The 17,261-nt window shown below is 60.9% G+C and carries 11 protein-coding genes; 4 read left to right on the top strand and 7 right to left on the bottom strand.

Annotated features, from left to right (window positions below):
* Positions 1-70 precede the first annotated feature (70 nt).
* Positions 71-1,684, top strand: a complete 1,614-nt coding sequence (locus ACED88_RS04000; RefSeq protein ID WP_449108795.1) for an alpha/beta hydrolase — start codon at positions 71-73, stop codon at positions 1,682-1,684.
* Between the two features lie 133 nt (positions 1,685-1,817).
* Here ACED88_RS04000 and ACED88_RS04005 read toward each other — a convergent pair whose 3' ends face one another.
* A complete protein-coding gene (locus ACED88_RS04005) occupies positions 1,818-3,527 on the bottom strand; it encodes a formate--tetrahydrofolate ligase (RefSeq protein ID WP_237185594.1) in 1,710 nt (569 codons plus the stop codon).
* A gap of 238 nt (positions 3,528-3,765) precedes the next feature.
* Here ACED88_RS04005 and ACED88_RS04010 point away from each other — a divergent pair, with 238 nt between their 5' ends.
* The gene (locus tag ACED88_RS04010) at positions 3,766-5,274 is read left to right on the top strand and encodes an L-lactate MFS transporter (protein ID WP_449108796.1); all 1,509 of its coding nucleotides are present in this window, start codon (positions 3,766-3,768) and stop codon (positions 5,272-5,274) included.
* A 48-nt stretch (positions 5,275-5,322) separates the two neighbouring features.
* Here ACED88_RS04010 and ACED88_RS04015 read toward each other — a convergent pair whose 3' ends face one another.
* The 3 genes from ACED88_RS04015 to ACED88_RS04025 form a co-directional block, all read right to left on the bottom strand.
* Positions 5,323-5,952: a cation transporter gene (locus ACED88_RS04015; protein WP_449108797.1), complete on the bottom strand. Its 630-nt coding sequence runs from the start codon at positions 5,950-5,952 to the stop codon at positions 5,323-5,325.
* A 65-nt stretch (positions 5,953-6,017) separates the two neighbouring features.
* Positions 6,018-7,760: an ABC transporter ATP-binding protein gene (locus ACED88_RS04020; protein WP_449108798.1), complete on the bottom strand. Its 1,743-nt coding sequence runs from the start codon at positions 7,758-7,760 to the stop codon at positions 6,018-6,020.
* A complete protein-coding gene (locus ACED88_RS04025) occupies positions 7,753-9,402 on the bottom strand; it encodes an ABC transporter transmembrane domain-containing protein (protein WP_449108799.1) in 1,650 nt (549 codons plus the stop codon). Before ACED88_RS04025 ends, ACED88_RS04020 begins: the two co-directional genes overlap by 8 nt.
* A gap of 345 nt (positions 9,403-9,747) precedes the next feature.
* Here ACED88_RS04025 and ACED88_RS04030 point away from each other — a divergent pair, with 345 nt between their 5' ends.
* Positions 9,748-12,363 carry a DEAD/DEAH box helicase gene (locus tag ACED88_RS04030; protein ID WP_449108800.1) on the top strand — a complete coding sequence of 872 codons (2,616 nt, stop codon included), beginning with the start codon at positions 9,748-9,750 and terminating at the stop codon, positions 12,361-12,363.
* A gap of 199 nt (positions 12,364-12,562) precedes the next feature.
* Positions 12,563-13,975: an alpha/beta fold hydrolase gene (locus tag ACED88_RS04035; RefSeq protein ID WP_449108801.1), complete on the top strand. Its 1,413-nt coding sequence runs from the start codon at positions 12,563-12,565 to the stop codon at positions 13,973-13,975.
* A gap of 59 nt (positions 13,976-14,034) precedes the next feature.
* Here ACED88_RS04035 and ACED88_RS04040 read toward each other — a convergent pair whose 3' ends face one another.
* The 3 genes from ACED88_RS04040 to ACED88_RS04050 all read right to left on the bottom strand — a co-directional run bounded on the left by ACED88_RS04040 (position 14,035) and on the right by ACED88_RS04050 (position 17,209).
* Positions 14,035-14,439 carry an SdpI family protein gene (locus tag ACED88_RS04040; protein ID WP_449108802.1) on the bottom strand — a complete coding sequence of 135 codons (405 nt, stop codon included), beginning with the start codon at positions 14,437-14,439 and terminating at the stop codon, positions 14,035-14,037.
* A 201-nt stretch (positions 14,440-14,640) separates the two neighbouring features.
* A complete protein-coding gene (locus ACED88_RS04045) occupies positions 14,641-15,837 on the bottom strand; it encodes a TerC family protein (protein WP_449108803.1) in 1,197 nt (398 codons plus the stop codon).
* A gap of 163 nt (positions 15,838-16,000) precedes the next feature.
* A complete protein-coding gene (locus tag ACED88_RS04050) occupies positions 16,001-17,209 on the bottom strand; it encodes an MFS transporter (protein ID WP_449108804.1) in 1,209 nt (402 codons plus the stop codon).
* Positions 17,210-17,261: the final 52 nt, after the last annotated feature.

The following is a 17,261-nucleotide window of genomic DNA, read 5'->3' on the forward strand; positions in this document are numbered from 1 at the left end:
GTTCATCCTGTTGCCTGCGCGGCCCATACGCCGCGCAGGCAACAGGCTCAACCGTCGAAAGAAGACAGCCGTGACCATACTCCAGCACCAACCGGCCCGACGCCGCGCCGCCTACCTCACCACAGCCGTCCTGACCGCCAGCACCCTAGCCCTGGCAGGCTGCAGCCTCAGCGTCCCCTCCGCCCAGCAGCCGTCAGACCAGGCCCTCGCTCCCGCAGCCGACCGCGCCCACGGGGCCAGCTGGCAGCGGGAAAACTTTGAAAACTTCTACGAGCAGACCATCACCTGGGGCGAGTGCACCGCCGAGCACAGCGGCTTCTCCCCCGAGAACGAAGAACTGCTGAAAGAAACCGGCTTCGACTACGCCAACTACGAGTGTGGCACCGTCACCGCCCCGCTCAACTGGGGAGACCCGGACGATAACCGCACCCTTGACCTTGCCGTCAGCCGCACCGTCTCCACCGGCAGCGACCAGCAGGTGCCCCTCTTCACCAACCCCGGCGGGCCGGGCATCGGCGGTATTCAGCACGCCATGTCGCTGGCAACCGACCCCTCCTTTGCACCCGTGCTGGAAAGCCACCAGCTCTGGGGCTTTGACCCACGCGGTATTGGGGCGTCCTCCCCCGTGGTGTGCGAGTCAGACTCTGAAGTTGCCGCCGTACAGCTTGCCGAATGCGCCGCCAGCTCAGAGGTTGCCAACTACATGGGCACCTCCCAGGTAGCCCGCGATATGGAACTGCTCCGCTCCCTAGCCGGGGGTGAGCGCCTTGACTACCTGGGCTACTCCTACGGCACCATGCTGGGGGCCACCTACGCTACCCTCTTCCCCGAGAAGGCAGGACGCATGGTGCTCGACTCGGCTGAAAACGCCCAGTGGGGTGCCCTGACCCACAACTACGACCAGATGGTGGCGGTATCAAAAGCTGTGGGTGCCCTAGCAGAGCGCTGCTCCGACCTCACCACCTCAGAAGGTGCAGCCGTGACCTGCCCCTTCACCAGCGAGCGCGAAATGCTCGACTACCAGAAGTCCCTGACCGACAAGCCCCTGGTGGCCAGTGACGGCACCGAAATTACCGGTTCGGAGCTGCGTGATTACCTGACCAGCCAGCTCTACGGGCCGGACGTCATGCAGGGGGACGGCCTGGACCTGCTGGGTAAAGCCAAGGCCGGAGACAAGGAAGCGGTAGACGCCCTGGCCCAGATGATTGCGACCAATAGCGCTGAGATTGATACGGCCGGGCAGCTGGTGGTGTGCCCCTCGAAGCCTAAGACTCCGGACGTGGAGGCCCTGCTGGCTCACATGAAGGAGGTGGGTGTTCCCGAGTTCATTGGCGGCCCTGAAATCACCGATGAGGTGCTGGCTGAGTTTACCGAGTTCGACTGTGCGGTTTTGCCCGCTACCGGCACCGATATCACGACGTCTTTCGACGCTTCGAAGGTTTCAACCGACCTGCTGGTCATTGGCATTACCGGTGACCACGCCACCCCCTACCAGCACGGTAAGGAGCTGGCCCGCCAGCTGGGGAAGGCTTCCTTCGTAACCTTGGAAGGGACTGGCCACGGGGCGTCCTTCTCCGGCCGCTCTACCTGCGTCGATGAGCTGGCGACCGCCTACCTGGTCGACGGCACCGTTCCCAAGGACGGTACCGTGTGCCAGCCGGACGCCCCAGAGGCTTATTCATAGGAGGTTCCGCAGGCTCACGCTCGCTGCCGACCCTCTCGCTGGTTCGCTTCGCTCACAAGCGATTCACGCCAGCCACCGAGCCAGCAGCTTCGCTGTGAGCCTGCTCCACCTACCCTAATAAATAAGCATCATTTTAGAAGAGGCCGACCATGGTGCCGTTCTCGTCAAAACCAATTCGCTCAGCAGCCGGGGACTTGGCCAGGCCCGGCATGGTCCGCATGGTACCGCAGATGGCGTACACATAACCGGCACCGGCAGCCAGGCGCACCTCGCGCACAGGCAGGGTCCAACCGGTCGGAGCACCCTTCAGCGAAGCGTCAGCCGAAATCGACAGGTGGGTCTTGGCAATAACAACCGGCAGCTTGCCGTAGCCCAGCTCCTCGTAGCGGGCCAGCTGCTTGGCCGCAGCGGGGGCGACCTCAATGCCGTCCGCCCCGTAGACCTTGGTGGCGACCTTCTCAATCTTGGTGGTCAGGCTGTCTTCGTCCTCGTAGGTGTAGGTCAGCTCGCTCACGTCATCGCAAGCTGCGGCGACGGCGTCCGCCAGCTCAGTCACACCCTTACCGCCCTCGGCAACGCCACGGTGAATCGCCACGCGAGCGCCAGCCTCCTCGGCAATGCGGCGGATCGTCTCATGTTCTGACTCGAAATCGGTGGGGAAGGCGTTGATAGCAACCACCGGCTGCACACCGAAGGAGCGCACAATCTCGATGTGCTTGAGCAGGTTAGCGGCACCTGCCTCGACGTCCTCGGTGTTCTCTGCCAGCAGGCCCTCGGGCAGGGGCTTGCCGGGCACAATCTTGTAGCGGCCCGAGTGGGACTTGAGGGAGCGGACGGTGACCACCAGGACGGCGGCGTCCGGCTTGAGACCGGAGACGCGGCATTTGACGTTAAAGAAGCGCTCCGCACCCATGTCTGCACCGAAGCCGGCCTCGGTAATCACATAGTCGGCATGCTCAAGACCAACGTAGTCAGCGACAACCGAGGAGTTACCGGTGGCGATGTTGCCGAAGGGGCCTGCGTGAATCAGGGCGGGGGTCTTCTCGAGGGTCTGGAGCAGGTTGGGATTGATAGCGTCAGCCAGGATGACGGCCATAGCACCGTCGGCCTTGAGGTCGGCTGCGGTGACGGGGTCCCCGTCGACGTTCAGGCCAATCACGATCTTGGCCAGGCGCTCCTGCAGGTCGGCGAAGCTGGTGGAGAGCGAAAGAATCACCATGATTTCGCTGGCTGAGGTGATGTCGAAGCCGGTTTCGCGGGGCACGCCGTCCATGCGCTCGCCCAGACCGATAACAATGTTGCGCAGGGCGCGATCGTTCATGTCGATGACGCGGCGCCAGGTGATGGCGCGGGTGTCGATGCGCAGTTCGTTGCCATGGTGCAGGTGGTTGTCGATCATGGCAGCAAGCAGGTTGTGGGCTGCGGTGACGGCGTGGAAGTCACCGGTCAGGTGCAGGTTGAGCTTCTCCATAGGGACGATCTGGGAGTAGCCGCCGCCTGCTGCGCCGCCCTTGATGCCGAAGGTGGGGCCCATGGAGGGCTGACGCAGGGTCAGCATGGCCTTACGGCCGGTTGCTGCCATACCCTGGGCCAGGGAGACCGAGGTCGCGGTCTTACCTTCACCGAGAGGGGTGGGGGTAACGGCGGTGACCACGATGTACTTGGAGCCACGAGCCAGAGCCTTTTCTGCGGTGGTGTCGTCGGTCAGCTGTACTTTGGCAACGTACTTACCGTAGGGCTCTAGGCGATCTTCATTGATGCCAGACGCTGCAGCAATCTCGGTAATCGGCTGCAGGGTCGCTGCCTGGGCGATTTCAAGATCAGAGGGGAAGGGCTTGCTCATAATGTGAACTTCCTTGTTAACTAGCTTATCTGCCACCACCCAGTTTAGTGCCCTGAGTCATGTTTTGCAGACCCAGCACACTCAACACATCTCAAGGAATACTCAAAATTTTAGAAGAGCTACCAGGCCCGCCATCCTAGGAGAGGTAGCACACTTCAGCCGTCGGCATGAGGTAATGTTGAGCGCATCACTACACATTGAATTTCGCCAGCAGACATACATCTCAGAGGAAAGCTTCATGTCAGTTCTTGATAGGTCAGCCATCATCGCGCCCGTCACTTTCAACCGCTGGTTCATGGCACCAGCGGCACTCGCCATCCATCTCTGCATCGGGCAGGTCTATGCCTGGTCAGTTTTCAAGACTCAGCTGGTCACCCACTTTGGCTCAACCGAAACCGCAGTTGGCTGGGTATTCTCTCTCGCCATCGCCATGCTGGGTATCTCAGCGGCTATCGGCGGTACCTGGGTGGAACGGGTTGGTCCTCGCAAGTCGATGCTAACGGCGGGAACCTGCTGGGTTCTAGGCTTTCTCATTGCGTCTCTGGGTGTGACCACCAACCAGCTGTGGTTAGTTTTCCTGGGTTACGGTGCGCTCGGCGGCGTTGGTCTTGGCCTTGGCTACATCTCACCGGTGTCTACCCTCATGAAGTGGTTCCCTGACCGGCCCGGCATGGCAACAGGCCTAGCCATCATGGGCTTTGGTGGCGGCGCCCTGATTGCCTCCCCCGTATCAGCCCAGCTCATGGAACTCTTTTCAGGTTCAGCTGAAAAGACAGAACAGGCCTCTGCACTCGTCCCTTCCTTCCTGGTGCTAGCTGCCTCCTACACCCTGATTATTCTGCTCGGTGCCTTCGTCATCAGAGTTCCCCACCCCGATTGGAAGCCCAGCGGCTTCGACCCAGCCCAGCAGAAGCCCAACACCATGCGGACCAACCAGAACGTTACTGCCGCCCAGGCTATCCGCACTCCCCAGTTCTGGCTCCTATGGACAGTCCTCTTCACCAACGTCACCGCCGGTATCGGCCTGCTCGAATCTGCCTCACCCATGATTCAGTCCTACTTCCCCATCTCCGCAGCAGCTGCAGCCGGTTTTGTCGGTCTGCTCTCACTGGCTAACATGGGTGGCCGTTTCATCTGGTCTTCCACCTCAGATATCATCGGCCGCAAGAACATCTACATCATGTACCTGGGTGTGGGTCTTGCCCTCTACATCATCTGGGCCCTCTTCGGTAACGTCAGCCTGGTACTTTTTATCGCTACCGCCTTCATTATCATCTCCTTCTACGGCGGCGGGTTCGCCACTATCCCGGCCTATCTGCGCGATATGTTTGGAACCCTACAGGTCGGGGCTATTCACGGCCGTCTGCTCACCGCCTGGTCGGCAGCGGGTATTGCGGGGCCGCTCATCGTCAACCTGGTTCAGGACACCGTACGCGCAGGCAACCCCGATGCCGCCGGTGCTGAGCTCTACCAGCCCTCTCTCTTCATTATGGTCGGTGTACTGGCGGTTGGTTTCATCGCCAATCTTCTCGTCAAGCCGGTTGACGAAAAGCACCATGCTTCAGAGAAAGATATAGCCAAACTAGCGGGGCACGGTAAGCTGGGCACCGCTCATCAGAAGATTAAAATCAACGCTGGTGGCCCGCTCCACACTGCGGCAGCCTGGGTGCTGACCATCCTGGTTACAGGAGGCCTGCTCTACGGCCTGGCTCAGACAGTCATTCGCTCCCTGGCGCTCTTTAGCTAGAGACAAACCCCTGCCCTGGTAGCTTCCTGCGCAAATCGTCGCAGAGCTTTAGTCGTCGTCAAAATCGCCGGCTAGTGCCTTAGCTGCCAGGGCTTCTTCGTGGGCAGTTTCCCAGACCTCTTTGGCAGCGCCCAGGTTGAGTACTAGAATCAGGGCGCCGAGCACCAGATCGGGCCAGCCGGTGCCAACAAGGGCAGTTACCCCAGCCATGAGAATAATGGCTAAGTTAATGGCAACGTCGTTGCGGGCGGCAAGAAAGGCAGCCTGAGTGAGCGACCCCGCACCGGTGCGGAAGCGAACCAGAATAAGAGTGCAGATCAGGTTAACCACCACAGCGCCGCCCGCGGTAACGAAGAGGGTAAACGCATCGGGGGCGTCCGGCTCCGGGAATTTTGCCGCGATTTGCCAGACTGCGGCCAGGGCCGGGAGCAGGATAAGGACAGCGGACGCCTTGCCCGCCCTCGCCTGCCAGGTCAGCGACCACCCCAGAGCGATGGCAATGAGGGAATTGACGGCGAAGTCTTCAAAAAAGTCCACACTGTCTGCCAGGAGGCTCACTGAGCCGATTGCCAGAGCGATGGCCCCTTCAACGAAGAAATAGGCCAGGTTGAGACCGGCAACGACGAGGACTGCTCGGCGTAACTGGCCGGGATCTGCTGGAATCTTAGTTAAACTCATGAGTCTAAACTAGCAACGAACAGCCCACCCAGTCTATGCGTGGGGTGCTGATGATGTACCTCAATTTAGGCTCGTGCAAAGATGTGCTCCGGTTTCCCTTCAGCTACCAGCTCGCCGCCCTCAAGGAGCACGGCCCGGTCAGCCAGTGAGGCGATGCGGGCGTCGTGGGAGATGATGATGACTGCGCGGCCCTGCATGACAGCAGCCAGGGACTGGCGAGCATCGGCCAGTTCTAGCTGGGTGGTGGATTCATCCAGAATCACCGCGTGGGGGTTAGCCACCACGATACGGGCCAGGGCCAGCTGCTGAATCTGGTCGCGGGTGAGCTCTGTAGAGCCACCTCCCACCTGGCTCTCTAGCCCCTCTGGCAGGTCATCGACCCAGGTGGCGCCCACCGCCCGCAGGGCGGTGAGCATCTGTTCGGCGCTAGCGTCGGGTGCTGCCACGGTCATGTTCTCGGCCAGGGAGCCAACAAACACATGCGCTTCCTGGGTACAGATCAGCAGGGCGGGGCGTCCACTGGTATCGGGCTGGGCGGGGTAGAGCCCGTTACCCACTCGCTGCTCCAGCACCTGCACGGTGCCACTATCGGCAGTCAGCGATCCGGCAATCAGGCGGGCCAGGGTGGTCTTACCCGAGCCGGAGCGTCCTACCAGGGCAAGGCTCTCCCCCGCCGCCAGCTGCAGGTCCACTCCCTTAATGACGGGGGCGGCTGGGTCATACCCGTAGGTCACGCCCTGTAGGTCGATGACCGGGGCGGACGCACCCCGCACGGGTTGGTCTGCCTGGTCAGTTTTCTGCCCGGCAGCCCTGCGGGCCTGCTGCTGGTTTGACAGGTCGATAACACCAAAGACCCGGCCCATAGTCACCGTCATTTCGCGCAGGCGGTCTAGCCAGAAGGTGAAGATATCTGAATTGACCCGCATGGTAAAGAGCATGATTGAGGCGGTTGCAACCTCCCCCCAGGTCGCCCTGCCCTGCTCGACACAGTAGGCACCCCAGACCATAGAGAGCAGCAGAGGCAGGAAGGAGTTGAAGGCATCCACCGCCCAAAAGACGGAGCGCACCACGACCATGCGATCGCTGACCTCAAAGGTTTTCCAGATGCGCTCATCCTGCACCCGGGCACGGGCCTCACTGATCCCCAGCTCTTCAACGGTCCCAGCACCGCGAATGTTTTCGGTTGCTACCACGGTCAGGTCGCTGACCGCCTCGGTCTTTTCCCGGGTGAGCTTGGCGATCCGGGGTAGGAAAATCGAAAGCACGATGGTCATCACGATAAACATGGGCACGGTCACCAGGCCGATGGCCGGGTTGACGGTGAAGATGGTAGCTGCGGTAATCAGCATGTAGATGCTGATATGGGCGAATTCCGGCAGGCCGGTGGCCAGCACCTGGCGGACGCTATCGACGTCGTCCGTCAGGCGGGCAACAAGGTCGCCGGAGCCAGCGTCCTCAACGGTCTGGGCATCCAGGTGTAAGGAGGCCCCAACCAGGTCTATGCCCAAATCGCGGTTGAGTCGCACGCCCATTTTCTGGCCCTGGAAGGTCCAGGCGCGGGCCAGCAGGGCCCCGGCCAGCACGGCAGCACCGATTACCGCCAGCTCTGCCCAGGGGTAGCCGGTCAGCTGCCCGGTCGTAGCCCGATCAATGAGCCGCCCCACCATGATGGGGGTAATCAGGGTTACCAGCGAGCTAGCTACGAACAACACCACCAGCAGAGCCAGCTGCCAAGGGGTCTTGAGAATGGACCTGGCCAGCAGCCGCCAGGTGGTCTTACCGTCGGTTATGGGAAGGAGGTTAGCCACGGGCCCCACCCGCTTTCAGTCGTCGCTCAACCTCCATGGTGGTTGAGACCAGGTAGATCTGCCGGATATGTTCGAGGGGGCCGGGCTTGCCCGTCAGCGCTTCGAGCTGGTTGAGGATGAACTTTTGGCTGGGCTCATCCACCGAGTTAAGGGGCTCGGTCAGTACCAGAACGGACGCCGGCTGGGCCAGGGCCCGGGCCAGGGCCAGGCGCTGGCGCTGGCCGCCCGATAGGTTGGTCCCTTCTGAGGCCAGGGTACTGGCCAGGTAGCTCTCTGGATCTCGGCCGCCTAGGCGGAAGGCAATTTCTTCAGAGTCAGTGAGCTTCAAGAGCTCGATCATCTGCTCCCGGCTCAGCCCCTCAGTGCCCATCTGCAGGTGCTCAGCCAGGGTGCCAGCAAAAATCATGGGGTTTGGCTCTGAGAGCAGGACGCGCTCGCCCCCGGTAAGGACGTCTGCCGCCTGCTCCCCGCCCGGGGCAGGTTGAGCTTGACGCAGGGCTTCGGTCAGAGCTTCGGCGTAGTCCTGGGCAGGTAACCCGGCTTCGCGCGGGTTGATGTAGTGAACCGGGGCGCTGGCCCGGGGAACCTCAACTAGCACCCGCCCTGCTTCGGCACTGGGAACCGGTGCGGGAGCGTCCTTACTCTCTACCTGAGAGTTAGCCTCAACCTCAGCTGCAAGTCTATCTACGCGCTTGAGGGCGATACGGGCATTACGCCAGGAGAAGAGCAGCATCTCCACCGACCAGATGGGGCCGGTCAGGGTGTTAATCAAGCCCACTACCGTGACCAGCTGACCCGCGGGTACCTCTGTAATCCAAGTGCCCTCAGGGGCAGCCCCACGCAGGGCCAGGGCAATCACAACCCAGGTTACGGTGCCCACCAGAAAGTTACGCACTGCATAAGACCAGGTCTGTACGCTCTCCAGGCGGATCTGGGAGCTGTAGACATCCTGGGCCGTTGCCCCGTAGCGGTCCATCATGCGGCCCTGGGCGCCCAAGCCCAAAATAGTGCGAATAGACGAGGCAATATCTGAAGCTCGGGAGGTAGACACCCCCACCTTGTCACGGAAAATATCCGCGTGCTTTTCCAAGAGTTTTGAAATCCAGGTGAGAGTCAGCATGGTCAGAATCAGACCCCCCAGAGCCACCACCGCAATGGCCGGGCTAATACGCCAGAGCTGCCAGGTGCCCAGCCCGGTCACCCCCACAGCAGAAAATGACAGAATCATGGGCTGCCACATCTGAGCCATGGAGCGAGCGTCCTTATTGAGAATCGCAATGAGGGCACCGGTATCGCGGTTGGGGCTGCGGGACATCAGGCTGGCAATGTAAAGCCGCCAGTCCCGCTCGATGCGGGCCACCACTCTAAAGGTGATGCCCCAGCCCACGAACTCGACGACCGATAGGTAAACCACTACGCCCGCTAACAGCCAGACCAGCCGCCAGGCGCCTGCCTCATCGCCCGAGGTGTACAGGTCAATAATCGTGCCTACCAGAACTGGCAGAAAGACCAGGGCGAGGGAGGTCAGAATATCGAGGGGGAAGGGCAGAAAGAAGAGGGGTCGCCAGCGGAAGCCCGGCGGGGCGATACGGAACTTAACTTTTTCTTTGGGCGTCTTTGTCTCGTCAGTCATCTCAGCCATCAGGCTACTCTTTCAGCGTGTGCGTGCGGGTGTGCAGGTCGTGTGTGAGGGAAAAACCCGCAGGGCATAAAAATACCTACCGGGTTCGCTTGCCCCGATAGGTGTGTCTACGTCAGGTTATCGTACTCGTCTAACCGGCAGTCGGGCTAGAAGCGAGCACACCATCGATGTGTCTACCCACGGGGAGGCTGGTGAAGGGAATAGGTCGATTATTCATTTCGTGGGCCTCCTTTCGTGAGCTAGATATGCGGTTAAGTTCTGCCCTTTACCTTAGAACACTCTGGGCAGGTTTGACAAGCGTCACACCCGCCTTTGTCTTGACCGGTCTATTAAACTAGAAGAATCATGAAGATTCTTCCCTTTCTCTCCCCCTCTTTAGCCGATAACAGCAAGCCCTATTTCCGTGGCGATTTTGCCTCTAACCCGCTCACGGGCGATGAAGCCTACGAGGCCTTTCTGGCTTGGATTGAGGCTCGCGGCATGCAGCTGTACCCGGCCCAGGACGAAGCTGTGCTTGATTTGGCGGCGGGCAACAACGTCATTTTGGCGACCCCCACCGGGTCGGGTAAATCGACGGTGGCGGTTGCGGCTCATTTTATGGGTTTGGCGACCGGCCAGCGCTCCTACTACACCGCCCCTATTAAGGCCCTGGTGTCTGAAAAGTTCTTTGATCTCTGCGAGATTTTTGGGGCTGAGAACGTGGGTATGGTGACCGGCGATTCTTCTATTAACGCCGATGCCCCCATCGTCTGTTGCACCGCCGAGATTCTTGCCAATATTGTGCTGCGTGAGGGTGAAGGGGCTGATCTGACCCAGGTGGTCATGGATGAGTTCCATTTCTACTCTGACCCCCAGCGCGGTTGGGCTTGGCAGGCTCCCCTGCTTGACCTGCCCCAGGCCCAGTTCCTGCTTATGAGCGCAACCCTGGGCGATACTAGCCGTTTTGAGCGTGAGCTGACGGAGCTCACCGGGCGGCAAACCTCCCTGGTCACTAGCGAGACCCGCCCCATTCCGCTCAACTACACCTACTCCCGGGAGCCCCTGGTTGAGAAGGTAGACGAGCTAGTATCGACCCACCAGGCCCCGGTCTACATTGTGCATTTCTCTCAGCTTCAGGCCATCGATACAGCCGCTTCGCTCATGAGTCTGGCTATTGCGTCTAAGGAAGACAAGGAGCGCATCAACGAGCTGACCGCCGGCTTCCGCTACTCGGCGGGCTTCGGTAAGCAGCTACAGAAGTACATCAAGAACGGTATCGGCATTCACCATGCCGGCATGCTGCCCAAGTACCGCCGCCTGGTGGAGCAGCTAGCCCAGGCGGGCCTGCTCAAGGTTATTTGCGGTACCGATACGCTGGGTGTGGGTATTAACGTCCCCATCCGCACGGTGCTCGTAACTGCCCTTTCCAAGTTTGACGGGCAGCGCACCCGCCGCCTGAAGTCCCGCGAGTTCCACCAGATTGCAGGACGCGCGGGCCGGGCTGGCTTTGATACGGCCGGTTACGTGGTGGTTCAGGCCCCCGAACACGAGATTGAGAACGACCGGCTTGAGGCCAAGGCCCGGGAGAAGTTCAACGGGGATGAGAAGAAGATGGCCCAGTCGCTGCGGGGTAAAAAGAAGAAGCCCCCGCAGGGCTTTGTGGCATGGAGCGACAAGACTTTCGAGCAGATTATTGCCGCAGAACCCGAGCCGCTGACCTCGTCCTTCCAGATGACCCACTCTATGATGCTCAATATGCTACAGCGCGAGGCTGACCCCTTTGAGACCGTCATGCTCTTTTTGACCGCTAACCACGAGCCGCCCATCAAGCAGCGGGCCCTTAAGCGCAAGGCCATTGGTATCTACCGGGAGCTGCTGAACGGGGGTGTGGTGGAGCGCCTGCCGGAGCCTGACGAGTTTGGCCGCACCGTGCGTCTGACCGTCTCGCTGCAGGAGAACTTCGCCCTGAACCAGCCGCTCTCCCCCTTCGCGCTGGCTTCGCTGTCTCTGCTCGATAAGGAGTCGGAGTCCTACGCTCTCGATGTGGTCTCGGTGATTGAGTCCACCCTGGAAAAGCCCCGCCAGGTGCTGATTGGCCAGGAGAAGAAGGCTAAGAGTGAGGCCCTGGCCGAGATGAAGGCTGAGGGGCTGGACTACAACGAGCGTATGGCTGAGCTCGACAAAATCACCTACCCGCAGCCCCTGGCTGACCTGCTAGAACAGGCCTTTGAGACCTACTCGGCGGGCGCTCCCTTTATGAAGGAGTTTGAGGTAGAACCCAAGAGTGTGGTGCGCGATATGTACGAGCGGGCCATGGGCTTTGGCGACTACATCCAGTTCTACGGGCTTGAGCGTTCCGAGGGTATTCTGCTGCGCTACCTGTCGGACGCCTACAAGGCCCTGCGCCAGACCGTGCCCCTATCTGCCCTGACCGATGAGCTCACCGACGTAATTGAGTGGCTGGGCGAGGTTATCCGCCAGACCGACTCATCTCTGGTGGACGAGTGGGAGCGCCTGGCCGCCGGTGAAGAAGGTATCCCCGTACAGGACTCTCTCGAAGAGCTCGTTGCCGAGTCTGCACCCAAGGTGACGAGCAACGTCCGCGCCTTTAAGGTGATGGTGCGCAACGCAATGTTCCGCCGGGTGGAGCTCTTTGCGGACGAGCGCGACCGCCTGCTGGGTGAGCTGGACGGCGAGCGTTCGGGCTGGGACGCCGACCGCTGGGCTGAAGCCATGGATGACTACTTTGAGGAGTACGAGGATATCTATACGGACGCCGAGGCCCGCTCCCCGCGCCTGATTGAGATTGATGACGACACAGCTGAGCACCCCGGGGTGTGGAAGGTACGCCAGGTCTTTGCCGACCCCGATGACAACCACGATTTCGGGATTGTCGCCAGGGTCGACCTGGACGCCTCAGACGAGGAAGGCGCGCCCGTGGTGCTGATTGAGAGCGTGGGGGGCTTTCTAGTTTCCCGATAAGGGACCAGATTCCTACCGAAGTCCTGATGGGCATGACGTACTATCGGTAGTTATCTGGTCCCTACTAGGTGGGGGTAGCGATTCTCACTTCTAAAGCGGTCACATTAGAACTTCTTACGCACCACCTCAGAGCCGGTGCGGGGAAGCTAGGGTAGCCTATCGGTAGAAGAAAGACCTGATTTGCGCGCAAAGGAGCCCCATGCCTACCCACCCCCGCCTACCCCAGCCGACCCACCGCGTCGGCGTCACCCACACCATTGAATCCCTCAAACTAGTAGACCACTGGTTCACTGTGCCCCTCACCCACGGGCTGATCTACGGCAAGGGCGAGGCAGCAGCCCTGGACTCCCGTTTTGCCAATCAGACCATCACCGTCTTTGCCCGCGAAGTCATCGACACCTCTGACGCCCTGACCACCCCCGTGGAAGAGCGCCCCTACATGGTCTACCTGCAGGGCGGCCCCGGCGGCAAGAGCCCCCGCCCTATCTCTGAAGGCGGCTGGGTCCACGAGCTAGCCAAGACCCACCGCCTGATTCTGCTGGATCAGCGCGGCACCGGCAATTCCACCCCGCTCTCTGCCCGCGTCATCACTGCCCAGGGCGCCCCCGAGGTGCAGGCTGAGTTCTGCGAGCTCTTCCGCGCCGACTCCATCATTGCCGACGCCGAGGTCGTCCGCGAAATCCTGCTGTCAGACCGCACAGACAAGCGCTGGTCGACCATGGGCCAGAGCTTCGGCGGCTTCTTGACCCTCTCCTACCTCTCCTTTGCACCCGAGTCCGTCAAGGATTCCCGCATGACCGCGGGGCTTGCCCCCATCCGCTCCCACGTGGATGACGTCTACCGCTCCACCCTCGACCGTATGAAGGAGCGCACCGAGGAATACTACGGCTGGTACCCCGAAGATAAGGAGCTGGCCGTCCGCATCTGCGAGCACCTGGCCAAGAATGAGGAATACCTGCCCACCGGCGAGCGCCTAACCCCGCACCGCTTCCAGATGCTAGGCAATATTCTGGGGGGTAACGGCCGGGCTAGGGGCCTGCACTATGTACTGGAGTCCGCTTTTGCTGAGTCTGATAAGTGGCTCTCTGACCAGTTCCTGGCGGCTGTGGGCGAGCAGGTCAGCTTCCAGGCTGGCCCCCTCTACGGCCTGCTGCACGAGACGATTTATGCGGACGGACCCGCGCAGGAGCTGGGGGGCACCTCGCCGTCCGCTTCACCGACGAACTGGTCTGCTGCCCGCATGTACGCGGAGCGCCCAGATTTTGCTGAGGACGCCTCTCCCCTGCTGCTGACCGGTGAGCATATCTTCCCCTGGTACTACGAGGAGGACCCGGCCCTGCGCCCGCTAGCTGAGGTTGCCCAGCTGCTGGCGGAGAAGAAGGACTGGGGCCGTCTCTACGACCACGACCAGCTGGCCCGCAACGAGGTGCCCCTGGTTGCAGCAGCCTACGTGCCCGATGTGTACGTAGATTACGCCCACTCAATGAAGACCGCCGAGTTCGTGGGTAACACCCGCGTGTGGACATCTAAGACCCACCACCATGACGGTCTAGGCGCAGACGGCCCCCTGATTCTGGGCCATCTGAAGAATCTGCTGGCTGATATGCGCTAACGGAGTTTAGCTATAACAAGAAGGCCGAGGGATGCAGCTGCACCTCTCGGCCTTTTTGTTTAGTGATGGGTTGGGGATGCCTGCTGGCCCTGTTCCCAGGCCCGGTGGGCGTCGTTGGCGGCGGAGGTTCCTCGCGTCATGGCAGCTACCACCATGGCGAAGGTGGGAAGAATCAGAAAGGCGAGACCAACAGGAATAACTGCGGAATTCTGAGCCATCAGCCCCAGAGCCAGGACGAGGGCCGCCCCAGCAATCTGAGCCCAGGCGCAGATTCGCAGAACTGGAGCAATCGCCCTATGGGCCGCGTACCAGGCGGCATCTGACTGCATGGTTGCTGTGGTGCGGACGCCCACCAGTCCGTTACGGCTCAGGGTGCCGGCTGCACCCATGCGGGCTATCGTCAGAAAGAGCCCGCCCAGCAAGAGCAGGCAAAAGACCAGGGGTAGATACTCGGCTGCAGACATGGGTGCTCCTTTTCCGGTTCAGGCGAGGGGGGGTTAAGGTCAATTCTACTCAAACCTGAAATCTAGTTCTAGAGTCCCAGCCCTTATAACACCTCCACACGCAAAGACCGCTGGCCCCTTCCCTCTCGGGATGGGGCCAGCGGCCGTGAAGCCGGGGCAGGCGTCCGCACCCTGATTATTGGGGCGGACGCCTACCGCCGGTTAGGCGCTGCGCTCAGCGTGAGCGGTACGGGCACGACGGACCAGGTCCTGGTACTCGTTCTCAGACTCAATCAGCTCGTCGCGGTACTTCTGCGGAATCTCGCGGGACTTAGCTACCTCAGCATCAAGCTTGCTCTGAATCTCAGCGCGCTCAGCCTCAGAAGCATCGGCGGGCAGGTTCAGGTACTTCTCAGACAGGTTCTGAACACGCTGGATGGTTGCCAGGGCACGGCCCTTCGGGCTGTAAAGAGAAGCCAGAACAGTGATAATCAGAACGCCTACAATAACAGCAAGTGAGAGCTCAATTCCAACTTCAACAACGTGAACAGGGTGGCCGTCATTGACAAAGGGCAGAGTGTTGGAATGCAGAGCGTGCAGCAGCAGCTTCACACCGATGAAGGCCAGGATGATGGACAGGCCCCATGAGAGGTAGATGAGGCGGTCCAGCAGGCCGTCAATCAGGAAGTAGAGCTGACGCAGACCCATCAGTGAGAAGGCGGTTGCGGTGAAGACGATGTAGGCTTCCTGGGTCAGACCGAAGATTGCGGGGATGGAGTCCAGGGCGAAGAGGATGTCGGTACCACCGATAGCTACCATGACCAGCAGCATGGGGGTCATGACCTTCTTGCCGTTTTCTACGGTGAAGAGCTTGTCGCCGTCGTAGTAGTCAACGGTGTTGAACATCTTCTTGGCCAGGCGAACGACGAAGTTGTTGGCTTCGTCCTCTTCTTCCTTGTCGGTGACTTCACCCTTGATGAGGTTACCGGCGGTGTAAATCAGGATCAGGCCGAAGAGGTAGAATACCCAGCTCCAGCGCTCAATAGCGGCAGCACCAATCAGGATGAAGATGGTGCGGGCAATCATCGCGAAGATAATACCGAAGAGCAGAACCTTTTGCTGGTCTTCGCGCGGCACCTTGAAGGAGGCCATGATAATCAGGAAGACAAAGAGGTTATCGACGCTCAAAGCCTTCTCGGTGATGTAGCCGCCGTAGTATTCTGCAGCGAACTGGGTGCCGTCCCAGAAGAGGATGACCAAGCCAAAGAGCAGGGCGATACCCACGTAGACGGCCGACCAAATCGCGGCTTCTTTGATAGTAGGTTCGTGCGCTTTACGCACGTGGAAGAAGAAGTCGTAAGCAAGCAGTGCCAGGATGAACGCAATCGTTACACCCCACTGCAACCCAGTGATATGCATTGGGAGCCTTTCTTGTGGTTGGGGTTTGCCAAAATCCACAAGTCTCTCCCACCACCGCTGAGGGTGGTTTCCTGCCCCGGTTGGGCGCCTTCGATCAACGTGCTGACGATGCAGGAATTAGTGGGATACTCCCTTGCTCGGTCTACAACTATAACCCATCTTCTTACTTTTGAACAGACGCGCGGGCGTCCTTAAGGCCGAGCACGATAGCACAGACCAGGAGAAGGACGGCCGCGCCCGCCCAGGCTGCGGCAAAGCTAGTTGCCTGCGCGGCGGCACCGATGGCGAGAGAGCCGAGGCCGGTGCCGATGTCGAAGTGGGAGTTCCAGGCGACGGACGCCCGCTGGGTGGCGTCCGGCCCACCGGCGTCCGACAGGGCGCGCACCATGGTGACCGACTGCAGGAAGCCGTAGCCGAACCCGATCAGGGTTGCACCAGCCAGGAGGAAGATGATGGAGGGAAGGCTCGCGCCATTGACCCAGCCAACAAGGGCAGCGCCCAGGGCCGTGAGGGCCAGCACCGGGGTCATGAGAAGGCGGGTACCAAACCGGTCGGTGAGGGATCCGCCATAGAGACGGGTGGGGGTTGCCAGGGCGCAGAGCAGGAGCAGAGCCCCGGTCGCCAGGGTGGCAGTGGGGGCAATTTCGGTGGAGAAGGTCATGAAGGCACCGCCGACGCTGGTGACGAGTGTGAGGGTCAGCAGCGCGGGCCAGATGCGGGCGATGATGGTTGCGGTGGAAGTTACAGGGGTGGCGTCACTCCCCTGCTCACCGGCCCTTTGTTCTTCCATGAAGTGGTCAACCAGTCGGCCTAGCTGCAGGGCGAAGGGAGCTGCAATTGCAGCGATTGCACCGGCTGAGATCACCGAGCGGTACCCGAAGGTATCGAGGGCCCAGGGGGCGACGGGTGTGAAGAACATCTGGGCACCTGCAGCTGCCAGCCCGTAGAGCCCGACAGCCCGCCCGCGGTACTCGACGGGAATGAGGTAGGACATAGCCGATGAGCAACAGACGGTGACAATACCGAAGCCGATACCGCGCAGACCCGAGGTAACAAGGACGTTGAGCAGATCGGGGCTCAGAGCCTGAATGAGGGAGGGTAGCCCCATAAAGAGGGTACCCACCGGCAGCACGAGCGCCCAGGAGAAGCGGCGAGTGAGAGCGGGGACGCTGAACTGGGTGGCTACGGTGACAGCCATGAGTACCGCGTTGGTGGCACCCGCACCCAGGGAGCCTGCCCCACCTGCGAGCGCCCAAGCCGGTGAGGCAGGGAGCAGGATAGATAGGCTGCAAATGGTCAGCCCGAAGGTAAGCAGAATCTGGGGCATACCCGGCATGCGGGCGACGCTGGGACGCGCGGTTTTCTGGCTCATCGAACCTCCCGAGGTGGTGCTGACACAAACTGCACCAGTCTACACTAAGCCC

The sequence above is a fragment of the Rothia sp. 11273D007AR genome (genome assembly GCF_053547255.1).